Here is a 22,733-nt window from a genome sequence, read left to right on the forward strand (position 1 = left end):
GTGAGTCTCACAGTCATTCGGCAGCGTAGTGCTTCAACAAGTTTTCAGCGTCTGGTGATTGGAGTTGCCCTGAGTATCCTTCTGGTCGGCTGCTCCAGCACGCCATCGGGCGGCGTGCGGGTTGTCGACCGAAACGGCAAGTCGACGGTGCCGACACGTCAGCCGGTCACCACAGGTCAGTACGTCGTGAAGCGCGGCGACACGCTGTTTTCCATTGCATTCCGTTACGGCTGGGACTGGAAAGCGCTGGCCGCACGCAACAATATCCCAGAGCCATTCACCATTCATGTGGGTCAGACGATCCGTTTCGACGGGCGCGCCAGCTCGCCGTCCACGGCCGTGGCTTCTGGCTCGGCCAGCGTTCCGCAGACCACCACGAGCAGTTCGACATCGCCTTCCGGGTCGCTGAAAACCACCGTGATTTCAAGGCCCGTAGGCGCTGTCGCCGCCACGTCGCCACCGCCGACCAGCAACTCGACGACCACGCCGGTCAACACAACCGTGGTCACCGGCGCCCGCTCTCCGAGCGGCTGGACATGGCCAACAAGCGGCGTTTTGATCAGCAAGTTCTCTTCAAACGGTAGTTTGAATAAAGGAATTGATATCGCTGGTGATTTGGGACAGCCTGTTTTGGCCGCGTCTGATGGGACCGTGGTATACGCCGGGAGTGGATTAAGGGGCTACGGCGAGTTGGTCATCATCAAACACAGCGATACCTACGTCAGTGCATACGGACATAACCGTCGGCTCTTGGTTCGGGAGGGACAACAGGTCAAGGCAGGGCAAAGTATTGCCGAGATGGGCTCAACGGGGACTGACCGGGTGAAACTGCATTTCGAGATTCGCCGCCAGGGTAAACCAGTAGATCCACTGGAATTCTTGCCACGTCGCTGATCGGTTGTCAGCCTGTTCCTGCGTAGAGGGGACAGGCTCAAGTGCTGCCATGGAAGAAGGCGTCACTGGAGCTTGAGGTCGAACTCACCAAAGGACTATAACAATGGCTCTCAGCAAAGAAGTGCCGGAGTTTGACATAGACGACGAGGTCCTCCTGATGGAGCCCGTAATCGTCCTGGATTCTGCAACGGATGAGAAGCCAGCTACACCTTCTGTTCGTGCAAAACCGAAAAACTCTGCAGCGCTCAAACAGCATAAGTACATTGACTACACGCGGGCACTGGATGCTACGCAGCTGTATCTCAATGAAATCGGTTTTTCCCCCCTGCTCTCCCCGGAAGAAGAAGTCCACTTTGCGCGACTGTCGCAAAGCGGCGATCCGGCTGGGCGCAAACGCATGATTGAGAGCAATCTGCGGCTGGTCGTGAAAATCGCCAGACGCTACGTCAATCGTGGTCTGTCATTGCTGGACCTGATCGAGGAGGGCAATTTGGGCCTCATTCGAGCGGTCGAAAAATTCGATCCGGAGCGCGGATTCCGGTTCTCTACCTACGCCACCTGGTGGATTCGTCAGACCATCGAGCGCGCGATCATGAACCAGACGCGCACGATCCGCCTGCCGATTCATGTGGTCAAAGAGCTCAACGTCTACCTGCGCGCCGCGCGGGAGCTGACGCAGAAGCTGGACCACGAACCCTCTCCCGAAGAAATCGCCAACCTGCTGGAGAAGCCGGTCGGTGAGGTCAAGCGCATGCTGGGCCTCAACGAGCGCGTGTCCTCGGTAGATGTGTCTCTGGGGCCTGACTCCGACAAAACGCTGCTCGACACGCTCACGGACGATCGTCCTACCGACCCGTGCGAGTTGCTTCAGGACGATGATCTCTCCCAGAGCATCGATCAGTGGCTGTCCGAGTTGACCGACAAGCAGCGTGAAGTCGTTGTTCGTCGTTTCGGGCTGCGCGGGCATGAAAGCAGCACGCTGGAAGACGTCGGACTGGAAATCGGCCTGACCCGCGAGCGTGTACGCCAGATTCAAGTGGAAGGGTTGAAGCGCCTTCGCGAGATTCTCGAGAAGAACGGCTTGTCCAGCGAGTCACTCTTTCAATAAGCGTAGAGAGTTGGCGTAAGTTACATCGAGCAACACGAAAGCCCCGACGAGTCGGGGCTTTTTTTATGTCGGTTGAAGGTGGTTTTGATGGAGTTCCCATGACAGCGATTTGATGGGCCAACGTTCGTTTTCACAATCAGGTAAGTGATGCTTACTCAGGCTGTAAGCCGTTTCTTACGCGTAATGTGAGTTATCGTCTCTTCTTTGGCGGATCATGTCTCCGTCAGTTGCAAGTCAGTCGCTATCTCTCTGATTCAATTGATAATTTTAAGAGAGTGTCAGCCAGTGTCTGAATTTTCCTGAAAACTCTCGGGCCTTGCCCTGACGGTTTAAATCACTAAGATCAGTCCTGTACCGACGGATTGGTACAGGCGGTCAAGGACGACTGCTCAAGGACATCGCAGGATGCGATTCATCAGGATGATGAAAAAGGATTGAAGGGATTATGGAAAAAATGTGGGCGGGTCAAACCGCCCCTTTTTTTCGCCTGCAGAAAAGTGAGGCCGTGTGGAGGCCCAACGCAAAAAGGCCCCGAAGGGCCCTTTTTATCAGCAAGCGCTTAGCGCTCCAGATCGGCTATCTTGCCGGTCTTGCCATCCCACTGCGCCGCATCCGGCAGCGCGTCTTTGCGTTCCGTGATGTTGGGCCAGACGTCAGCCAGCTCTGCGTTCAGCTGAATGAAATTCTCCATGCCGGCCGGAATCTCGTCTTCCGAGAAGATCGCGTTCGCAGGGCATTCAGGCTCGCACAGGGCGCAGTCGATGCACTCGTCCGGGTGAATCACCAGGAAGTTCGGGCCTTCGTAAAAGCAGTCCACCGGACAGACTTCTACGCAGTCGGTGTACTTGCACTTGATGCAGTTGTCGGTGACGACGAAGGTCATTTCTAATTCTCTCCTCAGGCGGCGGCAGCAAGGCCGTTCAGTCCGGCTTGCCAGGTACGGGACGTCCCCCGGCCGTAAAACTCAGCTTCTCGAGCAACGCGGCAGGCAAGGTGTCCTGCGCGGCGATGTCCGACCTTGGTTCGCTGCGTTCAAACGCGGCCAGGTGCGCTGTAAAGCCAGGCTAAAAGCTCACAGCGTCCCGAACCGCGCGGGATTCTAACAGCTTGTTACGAATGACGTTAGATGCGTGTCTTCATCGAATACAACAACTCAAGCGCCTGTCGCGGCGTCAGGTCGTCGATCTTCAGGTTCGACAACTCGTCCAGAACAGGGTGCGGCAAACTTGCGAACATATCGCTCTGCATCGGCAGCGGCGGTTTGCCCGGCTTGGCCTTGGGCTGTTCGTGGGGCAGGCTGGTGGTCTCCAGACGCAACAGATGCTCCTTGGCCCGCGTGATGACGCGCCCCGGCACGCCCGCCAGTTGCGCCACGGCAAGACCATAACTCTGACTCGCCGGGCCCGGCAGCACGCGATGCAGGAACACAATGCGCTCGTTGTGCTCGGTGGCATTCAGATGCACGTTAGCCACCAGCGGCTCGCTCTCCGGCAACACGGTCAGCTCGAAGTAATGCGTCGCGAACAGCGTGTACGCGCGCAGCTGGGCGAGGCATTCCGCCGCAGCCCACGCCAGGGAAAGCCCGTCGAAGGTGCTGGTGCCGCGTCCGACTTCATCCATCAGCACCAGACTTTTGTCGGTGGCGTTGTGCAGGATGTTCGCCGTCTCGCTCATCTCCACCATGAAGGTGGAGCGTCCGCCGGCCAGGTCATCACTTGAGCCGATACGCGTGAAGATACGGTCGACCAGCGAAAGCTCGCAGCTCGCCGCCGGCACGAAGCTGCCGATATGCGCCAGCAACACGATCAAAGCGGTCTGGCGCATGTAGGTGGATTTACCGCCCATGTTAGGACCGGTGATCACCAGCATGCGCGTGTTGTCATTGAGGTCCAGGTCGTTGGCCACGAACGGCGACGACAAGACCTGCTCCACCACCGGGTGACGACCTTGCTCGATGCGCATGCACGGCTCGTCGGTGAAGCGCGGACGGTTGAGGTCCAGGTTCAGCGCGCGCTCGGCCAGGTTACTCAGCACATCCAGCTCCGCCAGCGCGGCGGCGGTGTCCTGCAGCGGCGCCAAGTGACCGATCAAGTCTTCCAGCAGCGTCTCATAGAGCATCTTTTCCCGAGCCAGCGCGCGGCTCTTGGCCGATAACGCCTTGTCTTCGAATTCCTTGAGCTCCGGGGTGATAAAGCGCTCGGCACCTTTAAGCGTCTGGCGGCGGATGTAATCGGCCGGCGCCTGCTCCGCCTGCTTGCTCGGCAGTTCGATGAAGTAGCCGTGCACGCGGTTGTAGCCGACCTTGAGGTTAGCCAGCCCGGTGCGCGCCTTCTCCCGGGTTTCCAGATCGATGAGGAACTGCCCGGCGTTCTCGCTCAGGGACAGCAACTCGTCGAGCTCGGCGTCGTAACCGGTTTTCAGTACGCCGCCGTCGCGAATCACCGCAGGCGGGTTGTCAATGATCGCGCGTTGCAGAAGGTCGGCCAGCTCCGGGTAAGTGCTCGCGGTTTTCGCCAGTTGCTGGATGTGCGGCGCTTCAAGCTCGGCCAGTGCCAGCTGCAACTCGGGCAGTGCGCTTAGGGCATCACGCAGCCGCGCCAGGTCTCGCGGGCGGGCGTTGCGCAGGCCGATACGCGCGAGAATGCGCTCGATGTCGCCAATCTCTTTCAGCTGCGGCTGCAGGTTCTCGAAGCGGTAGCGCTCAAGGAAGCAGCCAATCGACTCTTGGCGGGCCTGCAGGATATTTAGATCGCGCAGTGGGCGGTTCAGCCAGCGGGTCAGCAGGCGCGTGGCCATGGCGGTCTGGCAGCGATCCATCACCGACTGCAGCGTGTTGTCGCGCCCGCCCGCCAGGTTGGTGTCGAGTTCCAGATTGCGGCGGCTGGCGCCGTCCAGAATCACCGTGTCGTCGAGACGCTCATGGCGCAGGCTGCGCAAGTGCGGCAAGGCCGTGCGCTGGGTTTCCTTGGCGTAACCCAGCAGGCAGCCGGCCGCGCCGATCGCCAGGGTCAGGGTCTCGCAGCCGAAGCCTTTCAGGTCCTGAGTGGAGAACTGCTGGCACAGGCTTTTGTGCGCCGAATCGCGCTCGAAATCCCACGGCGCGCGACGCCGGGCGCCGCGACGCTTTTCCGCAGGCAGGCCCTGCGGCCAGTCATCGGGAATCAGCAGTTCGACCGGATTGATCCGCTCAAGCTCGGCCAGCAGATTTTCCCAGCCCTTGATTTCCAGAACGGTGAAATTGCCGCTGGTGATGTCCAGCACAGCCAGACCAAACAGGCGCTCGTCACCCAGCACGGCGGCGATCAGGTTGTCCCGACGCTCGTCCAGCAGCGCTTCGTCGCTGACAGTGCCCGGCGTGATGATGCGCACCACCTGACGATCAACCGGTCCTTTGCTGGTGGCCGGATCGCCGATCTGTTCGCAGATGACCACCGACTCGCCCAGTTTCACCAGCTTGGCCAGATAGCCTTCCGCCGCGTGATAGGGGATGCCGCACATGGGAATGCTTTGCCCCGCTGACTGGCCGCGCGCGGTCAACGTGATGTCGAGCAGCTTGGCCGCCTTCTTGGCGTCTTCGTAGAAGATCTCGTAGAAGTCACCCATGCGATAGAACATCAGCTGGTCGGGGTGCTGATTTTTCAGCCGCCAGTATTGCTGCATCATCGGGGTGTGCGAGGACAGGTCGGAAATTGCTTTATTCATCAGTTATTTAGGCAAATTCTGTAGGAGGTTGAGGCAAGTTTCGGGCGACGAAAGGGATTCCACCTACGTGGCCCGACGTCATATCCGATTGCTTTTGCGATGGCGGCAAGGTTACCACGCACGCTCTCGGGCCGCAGGTCCGGCTGATTCGTCACGGCGCGTTTCCGAACCGACACGAAGCGCTTCGAGCTGGCTAGGATGTCGAGCACCGCCCGACTGGAGGCGGCATCATCGACAAGGATTGCCCTATGCAACGCAAGCGAGGACGAGATTCAACCAACGGCCGTTTCATCCCTCTGGAGGAGGCCAAGCGACGTCCACGGGAGACCATCGTGGAAACCGTCAAGAAACCCTGCCCCGAAAAACCGGAGCGCAAATAAGTGTCTTGCAGGCGTGATCCGGATTCAGGTCGCGTCTGTGTTGCACATCCATCCTGCTGGTGTAGCGTGTCTGCTTTGCCTCGACCGATACGGAGAACCCCTTTGGACGATATCACCCACCTGGCAGCAACCCTGGGTCAGCAACTGTTGGCAGCGGGCGCGCAGGTCAGTACGGCCGAATCCTGCACCGGAGGCGGCATCGCTGAAGCCATCACCCGTATTCCCGGAAGTTCGGCCTGGTTCGAGGCCGGGTATGTCACCTACTCCAACCGGCAGAAGACCCGACAACTGGCGGTGCCGGAAGCGTTGTTCGCCCAGGTCGGCGCCGTCAGCCGCGAAGTGGTCGAAGCCATGGCCAGAGGCGCGCAGGCCAACAGCGGTGCGCAGTTTTCGGTTGCGGTCAGTGGGGTGGCCGGGCCGGACGGGGGCTCCGCGGAGAAACCTGTCGGTACGGTGTGGGTCTGCTGGGGCGTGGCGGAACGATTGATCGCCGAGCGCTTTCTATTTGCAGGTGACCGTGATGCGGTCCGCCGACAAACGGTGAGCGCCGCGCTAGAGGGGCTTGTACGCCTCTCTCGCGGAGAAATACCAAATCAGGGGTAGGCGCGCGTCAGACCCTGTGGAATAATACTGGCTACTTATACAGTTATATCGGCCGTCAAGGCCTAACCTATTACGAGAGGATTCAATGGACGACAACAAGAAGAAAGCCTTGGCTGCGGCCTTGGGTCAGATCGAGCGTCAGTTCGGCAAAGGTGCCGTAATGCGCATGGGTGACCATGACCGCCAGGCTATTCCTGCTATCTCCACCGGCTCGCTGGGTCTCGATATCGCACTCGGTATCGGTGGCCTGCCAAAAGGCCGGATCGTTGAAATCTACGGCCCGGAATCTTCGGGTAAAACCACCCTCACTCTGTCCGTCATCGCAGAAGCCCAGAAAATGGGCGCCACCTGCGCATTCGTCGACGCCGAGCACGCGCTCGATCCAGAGTACGCCGGCAAGCTGGGCGTCAACGTCGATGACCTGCTGGTTTCCCAGCCAGATACCGGCGAACAGGCCCTCGAAATCACCGACATGCTGGTGCGCTCGAACGCGATCGACGTCATCGTCGTCGACTCCGTGGCCGCTCTGGTACCAAAAGCTGAAATCGAAGGCGAAATGGGCGACATGCACGTCGGCCTGCAAGCCCGACTGATGTCCCAGGCGCTGCGCAAGATCACCGGTAACATCAAGACAGCCAACTGCCTCGTTATCTTCATCAACCAGATCCGTATGAAGATCGGCGTGATGTTCGGCAGTCCGGAAACCACTACCGGCGGTAACGCATTGAAGTTCTACGCGTCGGTTCGTCTGGACATCCGCCGTACAGGCGCGGTCAAGGAAGGCGACGAAGTCGTCGGTAGCGAAACCCGCGTCAAGGTCGTCAAGAACAAGGTGGCCCCACCGTTCCGTCAGGCTGAGTTCCAGATTCTCTACGGCAAGGGCATCTACCGTAACGGCGAGATCATCGACCTCGGCGTGCTGCACGGTCTGCTGGAGAAGTCCGGCGCCTGGTACAGCTACCAGGGCAGCAAGATCGGTCAGGGTAAAGCCAACTCCGCGAAGTTCCTGGCTGACAACCCGGAAATCGGCACCACCCTCGAAAGGCAGATTCGCGAGAAACTGCTGACTGCAGCGCCTGATGTGAAGGCTCAATCGTCCCGCGTAGCGGCAGACGATGTGGCTGAAGTCGAAGCTGACGCGGACATCTGATCCCCGCCATGCCGGCTGTGCTTGATACGCCCGTCGCTGTAAGGCGTACTGCAATGGACCTGCTCGCACGACGCGAGCATGGTCGTGTCGAGCTGACGCGCAAACTACGTCAGCGCGGCGCTCCCCCCGAATTGATTGACGCAGCGCTCGACCGTTTGACGGAAGAGGGGCTGCTGTCCGAATCCCGATACCTCGAAAGCTTCGTTTCCTACCGTGCCCGTTCTGGCCACGGCCCTTTGCGCATTCGCGAAGAGCTGGGGCAGCGCGGTTTGCCGCGTCCGGACATTGAACAGGCGTTGCGTGAGTGCGGCGTCGACTGGTGGGAGAAGCTGGAAGCGCTGTGGCAGCGCAAGTTCAGCGGCCAGTTGCCCAGAGATGCCCGCGAACGTGGGCAGCAGATGCGTTTTCTGAGTTATCGCGGATACCCGCCCGAGCTGATTGGTCGTTTGCTGAGTGGCAAGGGCAACGACGACTGACGCTTGATCTGCCTGAAGGCGCGCAGACGCGCCCTCAAGCATTCACCCTCACATCGATTTCACAGGCTGGGTCTGCTGAGAAAGTGCAGGTGTCGCCCAGTTCTCCTCCAGATTTATGCAGTCCACCAGTTCGCGCAAGCGGCCATGGTTGCGGCCGTTGAACGCGAACGCCAGACGCGTGAGATGGCTGAACTGCGCTTCGTCATATTCGTCCTGATGGCCGTATTGTTGGAAGTCTCCACTTAACCGCAGATCGACGAACCTGTCCTGCAGGGCGTTCAGCGCCTGTTCGCTCAAGGCGTGATGCATGCGGATGACGAAGGTATTCTTCAGCCAGCGGCTGGAGTGGAAGTTGCTGTAGAACCGATTGATCTCGGCGACGGCCTCATCGGCGCTGTACACCAGCTTCATCAGGTTCATGTCCGTGGGCAGAATGTATTTGTTCGCCTCCAGCTCATTTTTGATGAAACCGAGAGCGCCTTCCCAGAACGTGCCGCCCGGAGCATCCAGCAGCACGATGGGAACCAGCGGGCTTTTGCCGGTCTGGATCAGCGTCAGCACTTCCAGTGCTTCATCAAGGGTGCCAAAACCACCGGGGCAGAGCACCAGCGCATCGGCCTCTTTGACGAAAAACAGCTTGCGCGTGAAGAAGAAGTGGAACGGCAGCAGATTACCGGTGCCATCCACGGTCGCATTGGCGTGTTGCTCGAACGGCAGGGTGATGTTGAAGCCCAGGCTATGATCCAGGCCGGCGCCTTCGTGGGCCGCGGCCATGATCCCGCCACCGGCGCCGGTGATGACCATCAGGTCGGAGGCTGCCAGTTGCTTGCCCAGTTCACGGGCCAGTGCATAAACAGGATGCTCCAGGGGGGTACGGGCTGAGCCGAACACGGTGACCTTGCGCCGGCCTTTGAATCGTTCGAGCACCCGGAAGGCATTCTCCAGCTCTCGCAAAGCTTGCAGGGTGATTTTGGCATTCCAGCGATTCAGGTCGTCCTGGGCCATGCGCAGGACGGTCAGAATCATGTCGCGGTAGAGCGGAAGGTTGGGGCTGTCCGGGGCGACCGAACCGAGGAGTTCTTCGACTTTGGGGGTGAGGTCGATTCCGTTGCTCTGAAAGTGCTGAGACAACGCGTCACTGGGTACGTACGGCATTCACGCTTTCTCCTTCTGCAGAATCATTGACCGCCGCCAGGTGGCGGGATCGCGACGCGTCATGCGTCGGCGTGCGCAGCGCATCCGAAGGAAAGGGAGGCGTCAGACCTGCGCGGCGCCCGATTCTGGGCTAATCCGTGGTTGAAAAGAGAAAACATTGATGGCAACCGGCGCCGCAGGCAACCCTTTCTTGCATGCAAAATGTGATGAGGCATCAGGGGCACGGCGAAACGAAAAGCAGGCACCAGGATCAGCGATCAGGCAGCGCGCGAAAAGTGCTGAGTGGCGGGGATTTGAATAGTGGAAGTACCGGGGAGGGGAGAGCAAGACTGCGCGTTGAAAGGATTTCGAAACGCGCAGCCCATAAAGCGCGTTACATCACTTCTTGTGGGCAGGGGGCTTGGCAGCGCAATCCGCCGCTTTGATTTCCTGGGTCGTGATGAGCTTGTTGGTTTTGTATTCGGTGAACTGGTAACGCAGGATCGCGCCCTTGGCCATCAGCTGACGATAACCGGCGTTGCGGCACACGCTACCGCCCAGCTGACCGCGGACGTCGTCCGGGTTTTCGCGCATCTGAGCCGCCTGGCCAGACTGCACGCTCAGGTGGTTGATCAGCATCTTCCCTTCAACGGTGTAGCCTTCGTCGAGGATGTCTTCGTTGATGGCGCGTGGCGTACCGACACTGCTTTCCTTCGCGACTTTATCAAGCATCTGGCTCAGTTCGTAATCCTGTTTGGACGCCGCGTTGGCGCACAGTGGAGCGACGAGCAAAAGCGTGAGAGTGGGGGCGATGAGGCGCAGCATTGAATTCTCCTGGTGCGTGGACGGGTGATGCAGAGGCTGGCCGTTGGACCGGCGACATCCCGAGGCGTTCACTGGGGGAGTGAGCTCTCAAGGCCGGGCAGTATAGGGGAGGAGCCTTGGCGGACACCAGAGAACACGGCGCGTCGGGCGGGTCTGATAGAATGCCGCGACTTTTCGACCTGCCGGATACCCTCGTGTCACTGCCTTCTTACCCTTCGATGACCCCGACTCTTTTTCACAGAAACTCTGTCGCCTGTCTGAGAGATGAGCGGGAGGAGGAGAGTACCAAGCCTTACCTTGCTCGCGGATCACGTGCGCCCAGGTGCCCGTACTGTCGAGTGATCGAAAGTCACTGCCTGTGCAGGTGGCGTCCCAAGGTCGAGGCAAAATCAGGGGTGTGCCTGATCATGACAACAAAAGAGGTCTTCAAACCCAGCAATACGGGTTGGCTGATCGCAGACGTGATCAAGGATAACCATGCGTTTGTGTGGTCACGCACCGAAGTCGATGAGAAGCTGATTGCATTGCTCAACGATCCGCAGTGGCAACCGTATCTGGTGTTTCCGGGGGAATATGTAGCGGCCGAGCGCGTCACCAATACCGTGACGATTAATCCGAATAAGAGACCGCTGTTCGTGCTGCTTGACGCTACATGGACTGAAGCGAGGAAAATCTTCCGTAAAAGCGCTTATTTTGACTCCATCCCCATTTTGAGCCTGATCCCCGAAAAGCTTTCACGGTACAAGCTCAGACGTTCCACGCGCAGCGAACATCTCTGTACCGCTGAAGTGGCCGCACTGTGTTTCGATCTGGCCGGCGACACTGAAGCAGCTTCGGCTCTAAGCTGCTACTTCGATGTGTTCAGTCAGCACTATCTAGGTGCCAAAAATCAGTTGCCCCTCGACTTGCTAAGCGATGCTCATCAAGAGCTCAAGGGCTATCTTGAGTAGTCATCAGTAAGGCTGGCGCCAGCGAGCCGCATCAAGACGGCTCGCATAGCAGCAGATCTCAGGCGAGGGTTTTCTTCGGCCACAACTGCGCCAGCAGCATCCCCGCCAGCATCAATCCGCAGCCGATATAGCCGCGCAGTTGCAACGCCTCTCCGAGAATCCAGGCCCCGGCAATGGCGGCGAACACGGCTTCAAGTGAAAGGATGATGGCCGCGTGGGAAGCAATGGCGTGTTTCTGCGCGACCACTTGCAGCGTGTAGCCGACGCCGACCGCGACGATGCCGCCGTAGAGCAGAGAGGGGGCCGCAGCGATGATCGCGTCGAGGGCGATCGGTTCGAAGAGGACTGCCAGCAACAGGCTCACCACCGAACACGTGGCGAACTGTAAGAAGGCCAGACGGATCGGGTCGTGGCGACTGGCAAACAAGCTGACCAACACCACATGCCCGCCCCACACGAACGCGCCGATCAACTGCAGCCAATCACCTGAGGCGACGTGAAAGTTATCGCCAATACTGAGCAGGCACATGCCGACCACGGCCAACAGGCAGCCCAGCCAGGTGCCCAGCCCGGTTTTATGACCGAGCAGCAAGCCCAGCAGCGGAACGACAATCACGTACAGACCGGTGATGAAACCGGAGTTGGTCACGCTGGTAAACAGCAGGCCAACCTGTTGCAGGCTGATGCCCAGTGCCAGCGTCAGGCCCATGATGATGCCGGCGCGTAACATGCCATGATTGAGCAAAGGTTCCGGCACTCGGACCGTGGCGTTGCGCAGAATCAGCGGGATCAGGCAGAGGGAGCCCAGCGCAAAACGCAGCCCCGAGAACAGGTACGGACCGATGTGATCCATCCCGGCGGTCTGGGCGACGAAGCCGGTGCCCCAGATCAATGCGGTCAGGAGCATGAGCAAGTCCGCTCGCAGGGCATGGTTTGGCATGATGGCACTCGTCAGGTCGGGGGCGCAGACTTTGCCGTAAAGCGTCAGGCTTGACCACCCCGACTTCGCTGGGCATCCTTGGCGCCGCTCACGCACGGTCCCTGTGTCAAGATGTCGCGGGCTGCCTCATTAGGTGTTGAATTCGTCGGCGCTGAGTCACTTAAAGGATCATGAAATGCCATACGAAATCCTGATTGCCGACGACCATCCCCTGTTTCGCAGCGCATTGCATCAGGCGCTAAGCCTGGGGCTCGGGCCGGATGCAAGGCTGGTCGAGGCCGAGAGCATCGCCGATCTCGAAGCGCGACTGACCGAAAAGTCCGACTGGGATCTGGTCCTGCTGGACCTGAACATGCCCGGCGCCTATGGCTTTTCGGGCCTGGTGCTGTTGCGCGGTCAGTACCCGCAGGTGCCGGTAGTGATGGTCTCTGCCCAGGAAGAGGCTGCGGTGGTGGTCAAGTCCCGGGAATTCGGCGCCAGCGGTTTCATCCCGAAATCCAGTTCCCTCGAAACCATCCAGAAGGCCGTGCGAACGGTGCTGGACGGTGATGTCTGGTGGCCCCCGCAGGTCAACGAAAGCATCAGCGTCTCACCGGAGGCCAAGGCTGCCAGTGAAGGGCTTGCCAGCCTGACGCCCCAGCAGTTTCGCGTACTGACGATGGTCTGCGAGGGGCTGCTGAACAAGCAGATCGCCTACGAGCTGAGCGTGTCGGAAGCGACGATCAAGGCCCACGTCACGGCGATCTTTCGCAAGCTCAATGTGCGCACGCGAACTCAGGCGGCCTTGCTGCTGCAACAATTGGAATCCATTCCGCAGAGCTGATTCCCCTGAATCAGGCTGAACCCCGGGCTGTACGCGGTCGACCTTCACACTTTTTTGACCGTCGCCGCACTAGCCTCCACCGCTTTCATTCATCAGTAGTTTCCCTATGACGTCCCCATTCAAAGGCCAGACCGGCCTGAAACGTATTCTCAACGCATCTGGCTACTCCTTCGACGGCCTGACCGCTGCATTCAAAGGCGAAGCGGCGTTCCGTCAACTGGTGCTGCTCAACGTCGTGTTGATCCCGCTGTCGTTCATGTTTCACGTCAGCCGCGGCGAGCGCGCGATCCTGATCGCGGTGTGCCTGTTGGCGCTGATCGTTGAGCTGCTGAACTCGGCGATCGAAGCCGCGATTGACCGGATCTCTCTGGACCGTCACCCCTTGTCCAAAAACGCCAAAGACATGGGCAGCGCTGCACAGTTCGTGGCGCTGAGCATGATTGCCGTGGTCTGGGGCCTGATTCTGCTGGGCTGACAATCGCTTTTACAGTCGGGCTCCGCGTCAGGCGATGCTCGGCAGGACGATCTCGTCGCTGCGATTCACACCGGCGGTGAATGAGCGGCAGAGGTCGAGGAATTCGCGAATGGCCGATGTCTGGTATTTCTGCTTGTGCCAGATGAAGTAGAACTGTCGCACCAGATCCAGCTCCGGCGTTTCAACCGCAACGAGGCTGCCCCGACGAAAGGCGTCACGCAGGGCCAGACGCGAGATGCAGCCAATTCCAAGCCCGGATTCAACGGCGCGTTTGATCGCTTCGGTGTGTTCCAGCTCCAGCCTCACGTTCAGGCTGTTCAAGTGATGACGCATGGCCTGATCGAAAGTCAGGCGCGTCCCCGAACCCTGTTCCCGCAAGATCCACGCCTCGCGCGTCAGCTCCTCCAGGGACGCCCGGCCCTTTTTGGCCAGGGGATGCTGAGGGGCGCAAAACACCACCAGCTCATCCTCGACCCAAGTCTGCACTTCTATGTCGGGGTGGCTACAGTCACCTTCGATCAAACCCAGATCAATCTCGTAATGAGCGACCTGCTGAACGATGTTCGCCGTGTTTTGCACGTGCAGCTTCACCTGGCTCTCGGGGTGGCGCTGCATGAAGCTGCCGATCAACAGCGTGGCGAGGTAGTTACCAATGGTGAGGGTCGCGCCGACTGCCAGCGAACCAAAGCCGGACTTGCCGTTGAGCAGGTCTTCGATCTCCTTGGCCTGATCCAGCAGCGCGACGGCCTGTGGCAACAGCTGCCGGCCGGTCGCGTTGAGGCTCAGCCGTTTACCGGCGCGGTCGAACAGCTGGCAACTGGACTGGCGCTCCAGTTCGGTAATGGACGTGCTCGCCGCAGATTGCGACAAGGACAACAGGACCGCCGCGCGGGAAACGCTTTCCTGCTGGGCGACCGCGACGAAAACCTGGAGCTGACGGAGAGTAAATCGCATATCTATATAACCGATAACCTATATCTTGATAATTCAGTTAACAGATATTGTGTCTGCCACTAGAATGTCGCGCAATGGCGCACTGACCCGCGCAAGAATTTATCAGGAGCTCCCACGTACCATGAGCAACATGAATCACGAGCGTGTCCTCAGCGTTCATCACTGGAACGACACCCTCTTCAGTTTCAAGTGCACCCGTGATCCTGGCCTGCGCTTCGAGAACGGTCAGTTCGTCATGATCGGTCTGCAGCAGCCAAACGGGCGCCCGCTCATGCGTGCCTACTCCATTGCCAGCCCGAACTGGGAAGAGCATCTGGAGTTCTTCAGCATCAAGGTGCCGGACGGCCCGCTGACCTCGCAGTTGCAGCATCTGAAGGAAGGCGACGAGATCATCATCAGCAAGAAGCCTACGGGCACGCTGGTGCTGGACGACCTCAAGCCAGGCAAACACCTTTATCTGCTCAGCACCGGCACCGGGCTGGCGCCGTTCATGAGCGTCATTCAGGACCCTGAAACTTACGAGCGTTTCGAGAAGGTCATCCTCTGCCACGGCGTGCGTTACGTGAACGAAGTCGCCTACCGCGAGTTCATCACCGAGCACTTGCCGCAGAACGAGTTCTTCGGCGAGATGCTGCGCGACAAACTCATCTACTACCCGACCGTGACCCGCGAGCCATTCGAGAACGAAGGCCGCCTGACCGACCTGATGCGCAGCGGCAAGCTGTTCAGCGATATCGGCCTGCCGCCGATCAACCCGCAGGACGACCGCGCCATGCTGTGCGGCAGCCCGAGCATGCTCGACGAAACCAGCGAAGTGCTCAACAGCTTCGGCCTGACCGTTTCGCCACGCATGCGCGAGCCGGGTGATTACCTGATCGAGCGCGCGTTCGTCGAGAAGTAATCGCGTTCGGATAAGACCCAATCGCCGATGAATCATCCTCGCAGTACCGCGAGGGTGACGTCATCGGCGAATAGGTCAGTACAGGCACCCGCCTTTTTGGGGTCTGAAAAAAACCGCCTGGAGGTCACGGACCAGGCGGTTTTTTTGTGGGCGGGTGTAAGCGGTTTATCAACCGGCGGCGGGGACGACTTCCAGCACGCAGATGACGCCTGCTTGCGGGTAATGCCAGCGCACGTCCAGATCCCAGAACTGCGCGCCGTAGCGTCGCTCTGGCGTGGGTGTCTGGTAGGCCGGTCGCGGGTCTTGAGCCAGGCACTGCTCGATCAGCTCGATCAGCGGTTCTTCGAGGCGCAGCCCCTGTTCGCGAGCCTGGGCCAGCGCAGCGTCTGCCCATTGCACCGGAATCATCTCCGGCGCGGCGGCGGCCATGCTGTTGCGTGCATCAACGATCACGTCCGCATAAGGCACGTAGGGTTTGACGTCCAGCACCGGCGTGCCGTCCAGCAGGTCGATGCCTGACAGCCACAGGCGCCCGGCTTCGACCTTGTCCAGCTTGACCACCGACTGACCGATGCCGTTCGGCCGATGGGTCGCGCGCGTGGCGAACACGCCCATCGACTGATTGCCGCCCAGACGAGGAGGGCGCACCTTGAGTCGCGGCTTATCCTCCAGGGCCTGATGAAACAGAAACAGCAGCCAGACATGGCTGACCTGTTCGAGGCCCTGCACGGCGTCACCCTGATCAAAAGGCGCGACCAGCTCCAGCACGCCCCGCGCGGCAGGCGCCAGTTGCGGCTGCCGGGGAATGGCGAACTTCTCTTTGAAGCACGAGCGCATGAAACCGATCGGCGAGACGCTGTAGGCCTGGGTCATCGACGGATCTGCAGCGCTTAGCCGCGTACGCGCAGGGTCAGGCCGCGCAGGAAATTGCGCAGCAGCTGGTCGCCGCAAACGCGGTAGTTGGTGTGACCGGCCTTGCGGAGCAGGGCGCTGAGTTCAGGCTTGGACACCGGGAACTCGGACGCCTTGAGGATGGCGTGCATGTCGTCTTCTTTCAGCTCGAAGGCCACACGCAGCTTTTTCAGGACGATGTTGTTTGTGATCGGCAGCTCGACAGGCAGCGGCGGGCGGCTCTCGTCTTTGCCACGCTTGAAGAACACCAGGCCGTCGAGGAAGTGCGCCATGACCTCGTCACTGCACGGCACGAAGCCTTCTTCTTCGTCTTTCTTCATGTAGGCCGCGACATCGGCTCTGGTCGCGTCGAACCCGCCGAGCTTGATGATATCGACCACTTTGGCGTCGTTGATATCAAGCATGTAACGGATGCTGCGCAGTACATCGTTGTTCATCATGGTGCGTGTATTTCCTGGAGATTCACAGATGAGCGCGCGCGAAATGGGATGCGGCGCTCATAAAGGGGGGATTCAGAATTTTTCTTTGTCGGTCATGTAGCGCCACTGGCCTTCAGGCACCTTGCCGATGGACACGCCGCCGATACGGATGCGCCGCACCGAAACAACCTTCAGGCCTACAGCCTCGCACAGTTGGGCGATAACGCCGGGCTGCGGGTTTTTCATGGCGAAGCGCAGGCGGTTTTCGTTCTGCCAGCTGGCTTTGACCTTCGGCAGTTCCTTGCCCTTGTAGGTCATGCCGTGGTTCAGGCGGTTGAGGCCGTGGGCAACCATGTCGCCCGAGATTTCGACGACGTATTCCTGCTCGATCTTGCTGCGGTCGTCGGTGAGTTTGCGCAGGATTTTCCAGTCCTGGCTGAACACCATCAGGCCGCTGGCGTTGGCTTGCAGCGTGGAAATCGCTTCCAGGCGCAGAAAGTGCCCTTTGAGGGGACGTCGACCGATGCTGTGGTCGGCGGACAACGTACCGGGTGTGATCAACGCCAAGGCACTTTCAGAGGCCATGCCTGCAGGTGCGTTAAACAAAAGGGTAACGGATTCAGGCGTATCAGCTTTCGCTTCCGCGTTCAGCACCACGGTCTGATTTTCGACCTTGAACTGCGGCTCGTCGACGACAACGCCGTCCACCGTGACCCAGCCACCTTCGATGAACAACTCGGCTTCGCGGCGGGAGCAGCCGACCAGCTCGATAAGGCGTTTGGAAAGGCGAATGGGGTCAGTCATGAGAAAAGCCGTAACAAAATGGAAAGGCGCCTATTGTACCCGCGCATGCACCGTTAATCGCGGCCACATTGAAATTGCCTGGCGAATAAGCCTCCACTCGATGGATTTTTCCGGGAGCGATGCAGGTCTGCTCTCTATTCCTACATTGTCTGGAGCGAATTCATGACCAAATGGCTACCCGCACTGCTGATGACTGTCAGTCTGCCGCTGCTCGCTGCGCAACCACCGTCTTACGGCCCACAGCTGGAAGGGTTTCAGTATCCGTTCCCGGCACAGAACTTCAGCTTTGAATCCCAGGGTGCGCCCGTGCAGATGGGTTACATGGATATCAAGCCAACCGGCACTGCCAATGGTCGCAGCGTGGTGCTGCTGCACGGCAAGAATTTTTGCGGCGCCACGTGGGAAGGGACCATCAAGGCGCTGACGGGCGCGGGCTATCGTGTGGTCGCGCCGGATCAGATCGGTTTCTGCCGCTCCAGCAAACCGGCGGATTATAAGTACTCGTTTGAGCAGCTGGCGCAGAACACCAAAGCGCTGCTGACCCAACTGGGTATCGACCACGTCACCGTGGTCGGGCATTCAATGGGCGGCATGCTGGCGACGCGCTTTGCGCTGATGTACCCCGACCAAGTGGATCAGCTGCTGCTGGTCAACCCTATCGGTCTGGAAGACTGGAAAGCCAAAGGTGTCCCGGATCGCAGCTTCGATGACTGGTACGCCCGTGAGCTGAAGACCAGTGCCGAGAGCATTCGCAAGTATCAGCAGTCGACCTATTACGCCAATGAATGGCGGCCCGAGTTCGACCATTGGGTCGACATGCAGGCCGGGATGTTCAACGGCAAAGGCAAGGAGGAGGTGGCGCGGGCGTCAGCGCAGACCTACGGGATGATCTTCAATCAGCCGGTGTTGTACGACTTCGAGAAGCTGAAGATGCCGACGGTGTTGATGATCGGGCAGAAGGACAACACCGCCATTGCCAAGGACGCGGCGCCCGAAGCGTTGCGCAAGACGCTGGGCAATTACCCGGAGCTCGGCAAGGCCACCGCCAGGCGCATTCCCCAGGCGACACTGGTGGAGTTCGCTGGGTTGGGCCATGCGCCCCAGATTCAGGATCCTCAGCAGTTCAACAAGGTGCTGCTGGAAAGTCTGAAGCGCTGATGCAGGGTTGCTTCAGATGACCTTGAGCCGCATCCGCAATATCGGATGCGGTCGGCCGAGCCCGTCCAGCTCGGTCCGGCCCACCACTTCAAACCCCTGCCGTTCGTAAAACCCCCGCGCCTGAGCATTTTGTTCGTTCACGTCCAGCTCGGTGATGTGGAAGTGCTCTATCGCGTAGTCCAGCAGTTGCTTGCCCAGGCCCGCGCCACGGTGGTCGGGGGCAATGAACAGCATTTCGAGTTTGCCCGGGGTGGTGCCGGCGAAACCGGTGATGCGCAGGTGTGAGTCGCGGGTGCAGAGCAGGTTTACGGCGCCCAGGTACTGGGTTTCCAGCAGATGCCGGAGCAGCGTGATGTAGTTCTCGGGCAGAAAGTCATGGGTCGCGCGCACGGACGCTTCCCAGACCCGGGTGAGTTCGGCGAAATCGTGCTGCCTGGGCAGATAAATGACCGAGTGCCGTGTCATGTGGCCGCTACTCCCTGGGTAGTGATCCTGATGTGGGGACGATAGCCAGAAAAAACAAACCCCGCCGTTTTACGGGCAGGGCTGTTGGAGGTGAAGCGGCGTGCGAGCCAGGGATTGAGCGTTAGATTGGCTCAGCCCACAGGTCGTACTCATCGGCATCCACTACGCGGCACATGACCTTGTCGCCTGGCTTGAAGTCACGGTCGCTTTCGACAAACACGTTGCCGTCGATTTCCGGCGCATCGAAGAACGAACGGCCGACGAAACCCTGCTCGTCCACTTCGTCGATCAGCACTTCGATTTCCTTGCCAATTTTCATCTGCAGGCGTGCGGCGCTGATGGCTTGCTGGTGCGCCATGAAGCGGTCCCAGCGGTCCTGCTTGATGTCGTCCGGAACGATCGGTGCATCCAGCAGGTTCGCCGGCGCGCCCTCGACAGGGGAGTACTGGAAGCAGCCGACGCGATCGAGCTGTGCTTCAGTCAGCCAGTCCAGCAGGTACTGGAAGTCTTCTTCGGTCTCGCCCGGGAAGCCGACGATGAAGGTCGAACGGATGATCAGGTCCGGGCACTGTTCGCGCCAGTTCTTGATGCGCGCCAGGGTCTTGTCTTCGAAGGCCGGGCGTTTCATCAGCTTGAGAATCTTCGGGCTGGCGTGCTGGAACGGGATGTCCAGGTACGGCAGGATCTTGCCCGCCGCCATCAACGGAATGATCTCGTCGACGTGCGGATACGGGTAAACGTAGTGCAGGCGTACCCACACACCCAGCGAACTCAGGGCCTGGCACAGCTCGGTCATGCGCGTGCGGACCGGCTGGCCGTTCCAGAAACCGGTGCGGTACTTGATGTCGACGCCGTAGGCGCTGGTGTCCTGGGAGATCACCAGCAGCTCTTTCACGCCGGCTTTGACCAGACGCTGGGCTTCGTCGAGCACATCGCCAATCGGGCGGCTGACCAGCTTGCCGCGCATGGACGGGATGATGCAGAAGCTGCAGCTGTGGTTGCAGCCTTCGGAAATCTTCAGGTACGCGTAATGGCGTGGGGTCAGCTTGACCCCTTGCGGCGGCACCAGATCGATCAGCGGGTTGTGATCGAGCTTCGGCGGGGCGGCGTCGTGGACGGCATTGACCACTTGCTCGTACTGCTGCGGACCGGTGACGGCCAGCACGCTCGGGTGCACGCTGCGAATCACGCTTTCATCCACGCCCATGCAGCCGGTGACGATCACTTTGCCGTTTTCGGCCAGCGCCTCGCCAATGGTCTCGAGGGACTCGGCCTTGGCGCTGTCGATGAAACCGCAGGTGTTGACCACGACCACGTCAGCGTCCTGGTAGGTCGGCACGACCTGATAGCCTTCCATGCGCAGCTGGGTCAGGATGCGCTCGGAATCGACCAGAGCCTTCGGGCAACCGAGGCTGACAAAGCCGACCTTGGGGGCGGCAGACGTGGTGACGGTGGACATTGACTAACCTCGGCGTAGGATGCCCGGCGTTTGGCCGAAGCATCGACTGGGCGCTTGGGGCGCCTCTGATCAAAAAGTGCGCAATTCTAGCGGCGCGTCGAACGATTGACCAGTGTTATACAGAGAATTACGACGAGTGCTGCGCTATGCTTCGCGGCGTTACGCCCGGCACCCCAAGTGGGCCGGGCGCATCGGAATTTACCGGTGCGGCGTGGGTCAATCCGACAACGCCGGATCGCGGTGCTCGAGTCATGGTTTCAGGAGTGGTAAATGGGTCACGCAACGAGTCAGGCAGAGGTCGGGCATTCTTCGGCGAAACCGTTGAGTCTGCTGGTGGGCGCGGTGGGTGTAGCCTATGGCGACATCGGTACCAGCCCGCTTTACACCATTAAAGAGGTCTTCGTCGGCGGCTATGGCGTGCAGGCCGGCCACGATGCCGTGCTGGGCATTCTGTCACTGATCTTCTGGTCACTGATCTGGGTGGTCTCCTTCAAGTACATGGCCCTGGTGCTGCGCGCCGACAACGAAGGCGAAGGCGGCATCATGGCGCTAACGGCGCTGGCGCGAAGGGCTTCAGCCAAATACCCGAAGCTGCAGGCGAGCATGATCGTCTTCGGCCTGTTCGGCGCGGCGCTGTTTTACGGCGACAGCATGATCACCCCGGCAATTTCCGTGCTGTCCGCGGTCGAGGGCATGGAGCTGGCCTTTGACGGACTGGAGCACTGGGTGGTGCCGATTGCATTGGTCGTGCTGGTGGCGCTGTTTCTGATTCAGCGTCACGGCACTGCGCGCATTGGCGTGATGTTCGGCCCGATCATGGTGCTGTGGTTCGTGACCCTCGGCGTGCTTGGCGTTCACGGCATCCTGCAACAGCCGGAAGTGCTGCATGCCGTCAACCCGGTGTGGGCGGTTCGCTTCTTTATTGATCATCCCGGCATTGGCGTTTCGGTGTTGGGCGCTGTGGTGCTCGCACTGACCGGTGCCGAGGCGCTGTATGCGGACATGGGTCACTTCGGTCGCAAGCCGATCTCCCGCGCGTGGTTCGCGCTGGTCCTGCCGGCACTGGTGCTGAACTACTTCGGTCAGGGCGCCCTGGTGATTCAAGACCCTGAAGCGGTACGCAACCCGTTCTACCTGCTGGCGCCGAGTTGGGCCCTGTTGCCTTTGATTGCCCTGTCGACGCTGGCGACCATTATTGCTTCGCAGGCGGTGATTTCCGGGGCGTTCTCGATGACGCTGCAGGCGATTCAGCTCGGCTACATCCCGCGCATGTACATCCAGCACACCTCGAGCGACGCCCAAGGGCAGATCTACATCGGTGCGGTGAACTGGGCGCTGATGGTCGGGGTCATCCTGCTGGTGCTGGGATTCGAATCCTCCGGCGCGCTGGCCTCGGCCTACGGCGTGGCGGTGACCGGCACGATGCTCTGCACAACGATTCTGGTGGCGTCGGTCATGCTGCTGGCCTGGAAATGGCCGCCGCTGATCGCGGTGCCGATTTTGGTCGGATGTCTGTTCGTGGACGGTATGTTCTTCGCGGCCAACGTGCCAAAAGTCATTCAGGGCGGGGCGTTCCCGTTCCTGGCGGGTATCGCGCTGTTTATCCTGATGACCACCTGGAAGCGCGGCAAGCAGCTGTTGGTAGATCGCATCGACGAGGGCGGTCTGCCGCTGCCGATCTTCATCAGCAGTATTCGCGTGCAGCCGCCCCATCGCGTTCAGGGCACGGCCGTGTTTCTCACGGCCCGTGCGGACGCCGTTCCCCATGCGCTGTTGCATAACCTGCTGCACAACCAGGTGCTCCATGAGCAAGTGGTGCTGCTGACCGTCGTGTACGAAGACACCCCGCGCGTGCCAACGGCCCAGCGCTTCGAGGTCGAGGCGTTTGGCGAGGGCTTCTATCGCGTGATTCTGCATTTCGGCTTCATCGACGAGCCGGACGTGCCGGCAGCGCTGAGCCTGTGTCACCTGAAGGAACTGGACTTCAGCCCGATGCGCACGACCTACTTCCTCAGCCGCGAAACCGTGGTCTCGTCGAAACTGGTGGGCATGGCCCGCTGGCGCGAGGGCCTGTTCTCGTTCATGTTGAAGAACGCCAACGGCAATTTGCGTTTCTTCAAACTGCCGTTCAACCGAGTGATCGAGCTGGGCACGCAGGTGGAGATGTAAGCAGCTCCGCTTCGGCGGGGTTTAACCGGGAA

22 protein-coding genes are annotated in these 22,733 nt (G+C 60.0%); 11 read left to right on the top strand and 11 right to left on the bottom strand.

The window, feature by feature from the left end; translation table 11 throughout:
• On the top strand, window positions 1-894 hold the full coding sequence (locus tag ABEH28_RS12715; RefSeq protein WP_346630088.1) for a peptidoglycan DD-metalloendopeptidase family protein: 894 nt from the start codon (window positions 1-3) through the stop codon (window positions 892-894).
• 103 nt (window positions 895-997) lie between these two features.
• Window positions 998-2,002 (top strand): RNA polymerase sigma factor RpoS, encoded by a 1,005-nt coding sequence (rpoS, locus tag ABEH28_RS12720; protein ID WP_065989798.1) that lies wholly within the window; start codon window positions 998-1,000, stop codon window positions 2,000-2,002.
• A 559-nt stretch (window positions 2,003-2,561) separates the two neighbouring features.
• Here rpoS and fdxA read toward each other — a convergent pair.
• Window positions 2,562-2,885, bottom strand: a complete 324-nt coding sequence (gene fdxA / locus ABEH28_RS12725; protein WP_065989796.1) for a ferredoxin FdxA — start codon at window positions 2,883-2,885, stop codon at window positions 2,562-2,564.
• A gap of 239 nt (window positions 2,886-3,124) precedes the next feature.
• Window positions 3,125-5,692, bottom strand: coding sequence for a DNA mismatch repair protein MutS (mutS, locus tag ABEH28_RS12730; protein WP_346630232.1), 2,568 nt, complete (start codon window positions 5,690-5,692; stop codon window positions 3,125-3,127).
• A 479-nt stretch (window positions 5,693-6,171) separates the two neighbouring features.
• Between mutS and ABEH28_RS12735 the strand changes: the two genes are divergently transcribed.
• The 3 genes from ABEH28_RS12735 to recX all read left to right on the top strand — a co-directional run bounded on the left by ABEH28_RS12735 (window position 6,172) and on the right by recX (window position 8,313).
• Window positions 6,172-6,687, top strand: a complete 516-nt coding sequence (locus tag ABEH28_RS12735; RefSeq protein ID WP_282369224.1) for a CinA family protein — start codon at window positions 6,172-6,174, stop codon at window positions 6,685-6,687.
• An 85-nt stretch (window positions 6,688-6,772) separates the two neighbouring features.
• On the top strand, window positions 6,773-7,837 hold the full coding sequence (recA, locus tag ABEH28_RS12740; RefSeq protein ID WP_065989790.1) for a recombinase RecA: 1,065 nt from the start codon (window positions 6,773-6,775) through the stop codon (window positions 7,835-7,837).
• An 8-nt stretch (window positions 7,838-7,845) separates the two neighbouring features.
• Window positions 7,846-8,313, top strand: coding sequence for a recombination regulator RecX (recX, locus tag ABEH28_RS12745; protein ID WP_122537389.1), 468 nt, complete (start codon window positions 7,846-7,848; stop codon window positions 8,311-8,313).
• A gap of 48 nt (window positions 8,314-8,361) precedes the next feature.
• Here the strand turns inward: recX and ABEH28_RS12750 are convergent, their stop codons facing one another.
• Together ABEH28_RS12750 and ABEH28_RS12755 are read right to left on the bottom strand one after the other, a co-directional pair.
• Window positions 8,362-9,468 (bottom strand): LOG family protein, encoded by a 1,107-nt coding sequence (locus ABEH28_RS12750; protein WP_346630089.1) that lies wholly within the window; start codon window positions 9,466-9,468, stop codon window positions 8,362-8,364.
• A gap of 378 nt (window positions 9,469-9,846) precedes the next feature.
• Complete coding sequence (locus ABEH28_RS12755; RefSeq protein ID WP_065989783.1) at window positions 9,847-10,272, bottom strand: quorum-sensing-regulated virulence factor family protein; 426 nt, start codon at window positions 10,270-10,272, stop codon at window positions 9,847-9,849.
• Window positions 10,273-10,490: 218 nt separating this feature from the next.
• On the opposite strand from ABEH28_RS12755, the gene ABEH28_RS12760 reads away from it, so the two are divergent.
• Window positions 10,491-11,222: a tRNA-uridine aminocarboxypropyltransferase gene (locus ABEH28_RS12760; RefSeq protein ID WP_346625679.1), complete on the top strand. Its 732-nt coding sequence runs from the start codon at window positions 10,491-10,493 to the stop codon at window positions 11,220-11,222.
• A gap of 58 nt (window positions 11,223-11,280) precedes the next feature.
• On the opposite strand, the gene ABEH28_RS12765 is transcribed toward ABEH28_RS12760, so the two are convergent.
• The gene (locus tag ABEH28_RS12765; protein WP_346630090.1) at window positions 11,281-12,162 is read right to left on the bottom strand and encodes a DMT family transporter; all 882 of its coding nucleotides are present in this window, start codon (window positions 12,160-12,162) and stop codon (window positions 11,281-11,283) included.
• A gap of 175 nt (window positions 12,163-12,337) precedes the next feature.
• Between ABEH28_RS12765 and erdR the strand changes: the two genes are divergently transcribed.
• Together erdR and ABEH28_RS12775 are read left to right on the top strand one after the other, a co-directional pair.
• Entirely contained in the window at window positions 12,338-12,985 is a 648-nt protein-coding gene (gene erdR, locus ABEH28_RS12770; protein WP_065989781.1) for a response regulator transcription factor ErdR, read from the top strand.
• Between the two features lie 106 nt (window positions 12,986-13,091).
• Window positions 13,092-13,460 carry a diacylglycerol kinase gene (locus ABEH28_RS12775; RefSeq protein ID WP_192170844.1) on the top strand — a complete coding sequence of 123 codons (369 nt, stop codon included), beginning with the start codon at window positions 13,092-13,094 and terminating at the stop codon, window positions 13,458-13,460.
• Between the two features lie 27 nt (window positions 13,461-13,487).
• Here the strand turns inward: ABEH28_RS12775 and ABEH28_RS12780 are convergent, their stop codons facing one another.
• On the bottom strand, window positions 13,488-14,414 hold the full coding sequence (locus tag ABEH28_RS12780) for a LysR family transcriptional regulator (RefSeq protein WP_065989779.1): 927 nt from the start codon (window positions 14,412-14,414) through the stop codon (window positions 13,488-13,490).
• Between the two features lie 121 nt (window positions 14,415-14,535).
• Here ABEH28_RS12780 and fpr point away from each other — a divergent pair, with 121 nt between their 5' ends.
• Window positions 14,536-15,315, top strand: a complete 780-nt coding sequence (gene fpr / locus ABEH28_RS12785; RefSeq protein WP_065989778.1) for a ferredoxin-NADP reductase — start codon at window positions 14,536-14,538, stop codon at window positions 15,313-15,315.
• Window positions 15,316-15,483: 168 nt separating this feature from the next.
• Here fpr and tsaA read toward each other — a convergent pair whose 3' ends face one another.
• From tsaA to ABEH28_RS12800, 3 genes are all read right to left on the bottom strand, one after another.
• Entirely contained in the window at window positions 15,484-16,188 is a 705-nt protein-coding gene (gene tsaA, locus ABEH28_RS12790; RefSeq protein WP_192170846.1) for a tRNA (N6-threonylcarbamoyladenosine(37)-N6)-methyltransferase TrmO, read from the bottom strand.
• Window positions 16,189-16,205: 17 nt separating this feature from the next.
• Window positions 16,206-16,667 carry a DUF1456 family protein gene (locus ABEH28_RS12795; RefSeq protein ID WP_346630091.1) on the bottom strand — a complete coding sequence of 154 codons (462 nt, stop codon included), beginning with the start codon at window positions 16,665-16,667 and terminating at the stop codon, window positions 16,206-16,208.
• A 72-nt stretch (window positions 16,668-16,739) separates the two neighbouring features.
• Window positions 16,740-17,450, bottom strand: coding sequence for an rRNA pseudouridine synthase (locus tag ABEH28_RS12800; RefSeq protein ID WP_346625521.1), 711 nt, complete (start codon window positions 17,448-17,450; stop codon window positions 16,740-16,742).
• A 162-nt stretch (window positions 17,451-17,612) separates the two neighbouring features.
• Between ABEH28_RS12800 and ABEH28_RS12805 the strand changes: the two genes are divergently transcribed.
• Window positions 17,613-18,608 (top strand): alpha/beta hydrolase, encoded by a 996-nt coding sequence (locus ABEH28_RS12805; protein WP_346630092.1) that lies wholly within the window; start codon window positions 17,613-17,615, stop codon window positions 18,606-18,608.
• A gap of 12 nt (window positions 18,609-18,620) precedes the next feature.
• Here ABEH28_RS12805 and ABEH28_RS12810 read toward each other — a convergent pair whose 3' ends face one another.
• Window positions 18,621-19,073 (bottom strand): GNAT family N-acetyltransferase, encoded by a 453-nt coding sequence (locus ABEH28_RS12810; protein WP_346630093.1) that lies wholly within the window; start codon window positions 19,071-19,073, stop codon window positions 18,621-18,623.
• Between the two features lie 121 nt (window positions 19,074-19,194).
• Window positions 19,195-20,532 (bottom strand): 30S ribosomal protein S12 methylthiotransferase RimO, encoded by a 1,338-nt coding sequence (gene rimO, locus ABEH28_RS12815; RefSeq protein ID WP_122537399.1) that lies wholly within the window; start codon window positions 20,530-20,532, stop codon window positions 19,195-19,197.
• Between the two features lie 270 nt (window positions 20,533-20,802).
• Between rimO and ABEH28_RS12820 the strand changes: the two genes are divergently transcribed.
• Window positions 20,803-22,701: a potassium transporter Kup gene (locus tag ABEH28_RS12820; protein ID WP_192170849.1), complete on the top strand. Its 1,899-nt coding sequence runs from the start codon at window positions 20,803-20,805 to the stop codon at window positions 22,699-22,701.
• Window positions 22,702-22,733 lie beyond the last annotated feature (32 nt).

It is taken from the genome of Pseudomonas sp. Ps21-P2 (genome assembly GCF_039672565.1).
In the GTDB taxonomy this organism is placed as follows: domain Bacteria; phylum Pseudomonadota; class Gammaproteobacteria; order Pseudomonadales; family Pseudomonadaceae; genus Aquipseudomonas.

Excerpts from the sequence above, each read along its gene's own strand:
- ABEH28_RS12800 (WP_346625521.1), bottom strand. The coding sequence starts at position 17,450 with ATGACTGACCCCATTCGCCTTTCCAAACGCCTTATCGAGCTGGTCGGC.
- ABEH28_RS12775 (WP_192170844.1), top strand. The coding sequence starts at position 13,092 with ATGACGTCCCCATTCAAAGGCCAGACCGGCCTGAAACGTATTCTCAAC.
- tsaA (WP_192170846.1), bottom strand. The coding sequence starts at position 16,188 with ATGACCCAGGCCTACAGCGTCTCGCCGATCGGTTTCATGCGCTCGTGC.
- ABEH28_RS12755 (WP_065989783.1), bottom strand. The coding sequence starts at position 10,272 with ATGCTGCGCCTCATCGCCCCCACTCTCACGCTTTTGCTCGTCGCTCCA.
- ABEH28_RS12820 (WP_192170849.1), top strand. The coding sequence starts at position 20,803 with ATGGGTCACGCAACGAGTCAGGCAGAGGTCGGGCATTCTTCGGCGAAA.
- ABEH28_RS12765 (WP_346630090.1), bottom strand. The coding sequence starts at position 12,162 with ATGCCAAACCATGCCCTGCGAGCGGACTTGCTCATGCTCCTGACCGCA.
- fpr (WP_065989778.1), top strand. The coding sequence starts at position 14,536 with ATGAGCAACATGAATCACGAGCGTGTCCTCAGCGTTCATCACTGGAAC.
- ABEH28_RS12795 (WP_346630091.1), bottom strand. The coding sequence starts at position 16,667 with ATGATGAACAACGATGTACTGCGCAGCATCCGTTACATGCTTGATATC.
- recA (WP_065989790.1), top strand. The coding sequence starts at position 6,773 with ATGGACGACAACAAGAAGAAAGCCTTGGCTGCGGCCTTGGGTCAGATC.
- ABEH28_RS12750 (WP_346630089.1), bottom strand. The coding sequence starts at position 9,468 with ATGCCGTACGTACCCAGTGACGCGTTGTCTCAGCACTTTCAGAGCAAC.
- recX (WP_122537389.1), top strand. The coding sequence starts at position 7,846 with ATGCCGGCTGTGCTTGATACGCCCGTCGCTGTAAGGCGTACTGCAATG.
- erdR (WP_065989781.1), top strand. The coding sequence starts at position 12,338 with ATGCCATACGAAATCCTGATTGCCGACGACCATCCCCTGTTTCGCAGC.
- ABEH28_RS12760 (WP_346625679.1), top strand. The coding sequence starts at position 10,491 with ATGACCCCGACTCTTTTTCACAGAAACTCTGTCGCCTGTCTGAGAGAT.
- ABEH28_RS12780 (WP_065989779.1), bottom strand. The coding sequence starts at position 14,414 with ATGCGATTTACTCTCCGTCAGCTCCAGGTTTTCGTCGCGGTCGCCCAG.
- rimO (WP_122537399.1), bottom strand. The coding sequence starts at position 20,532 with ATGTCCACCGTCACCACGTCTGCCGCCCCCAAGGTCGGCTTTGTCAGC.
- fdxA (WP_065989796.1), bottom strand. The coding sequence starts at position 2,885 with ATGACCTTCGTCGTCACCGACAACTGCATCAAGTGCAAGTACACCGAC.
- ABEH28_RS12805 (WP_346630092.1), top strand. The coding sequence starts at position 17,613 with ATGACCAAATGGCTACCCGCACTGCTGATGACTGTCAGTCTGCCGCTG.
- ABEH28_RS12810 (WP_346630093.1), bottom strand. The coding sequence starts at position 19,073 with ATGACACGGCACTCGGTCATTTATCTGCCCAGGCAGCACGATTTCGCC.
- rpoS (WP_065989798.1), top strand. The coding sequence starts at position 998 with ATGGCTCTCAGCAAAGAAGTGCCGGAGTTTGACATAGACGACGAGGTC.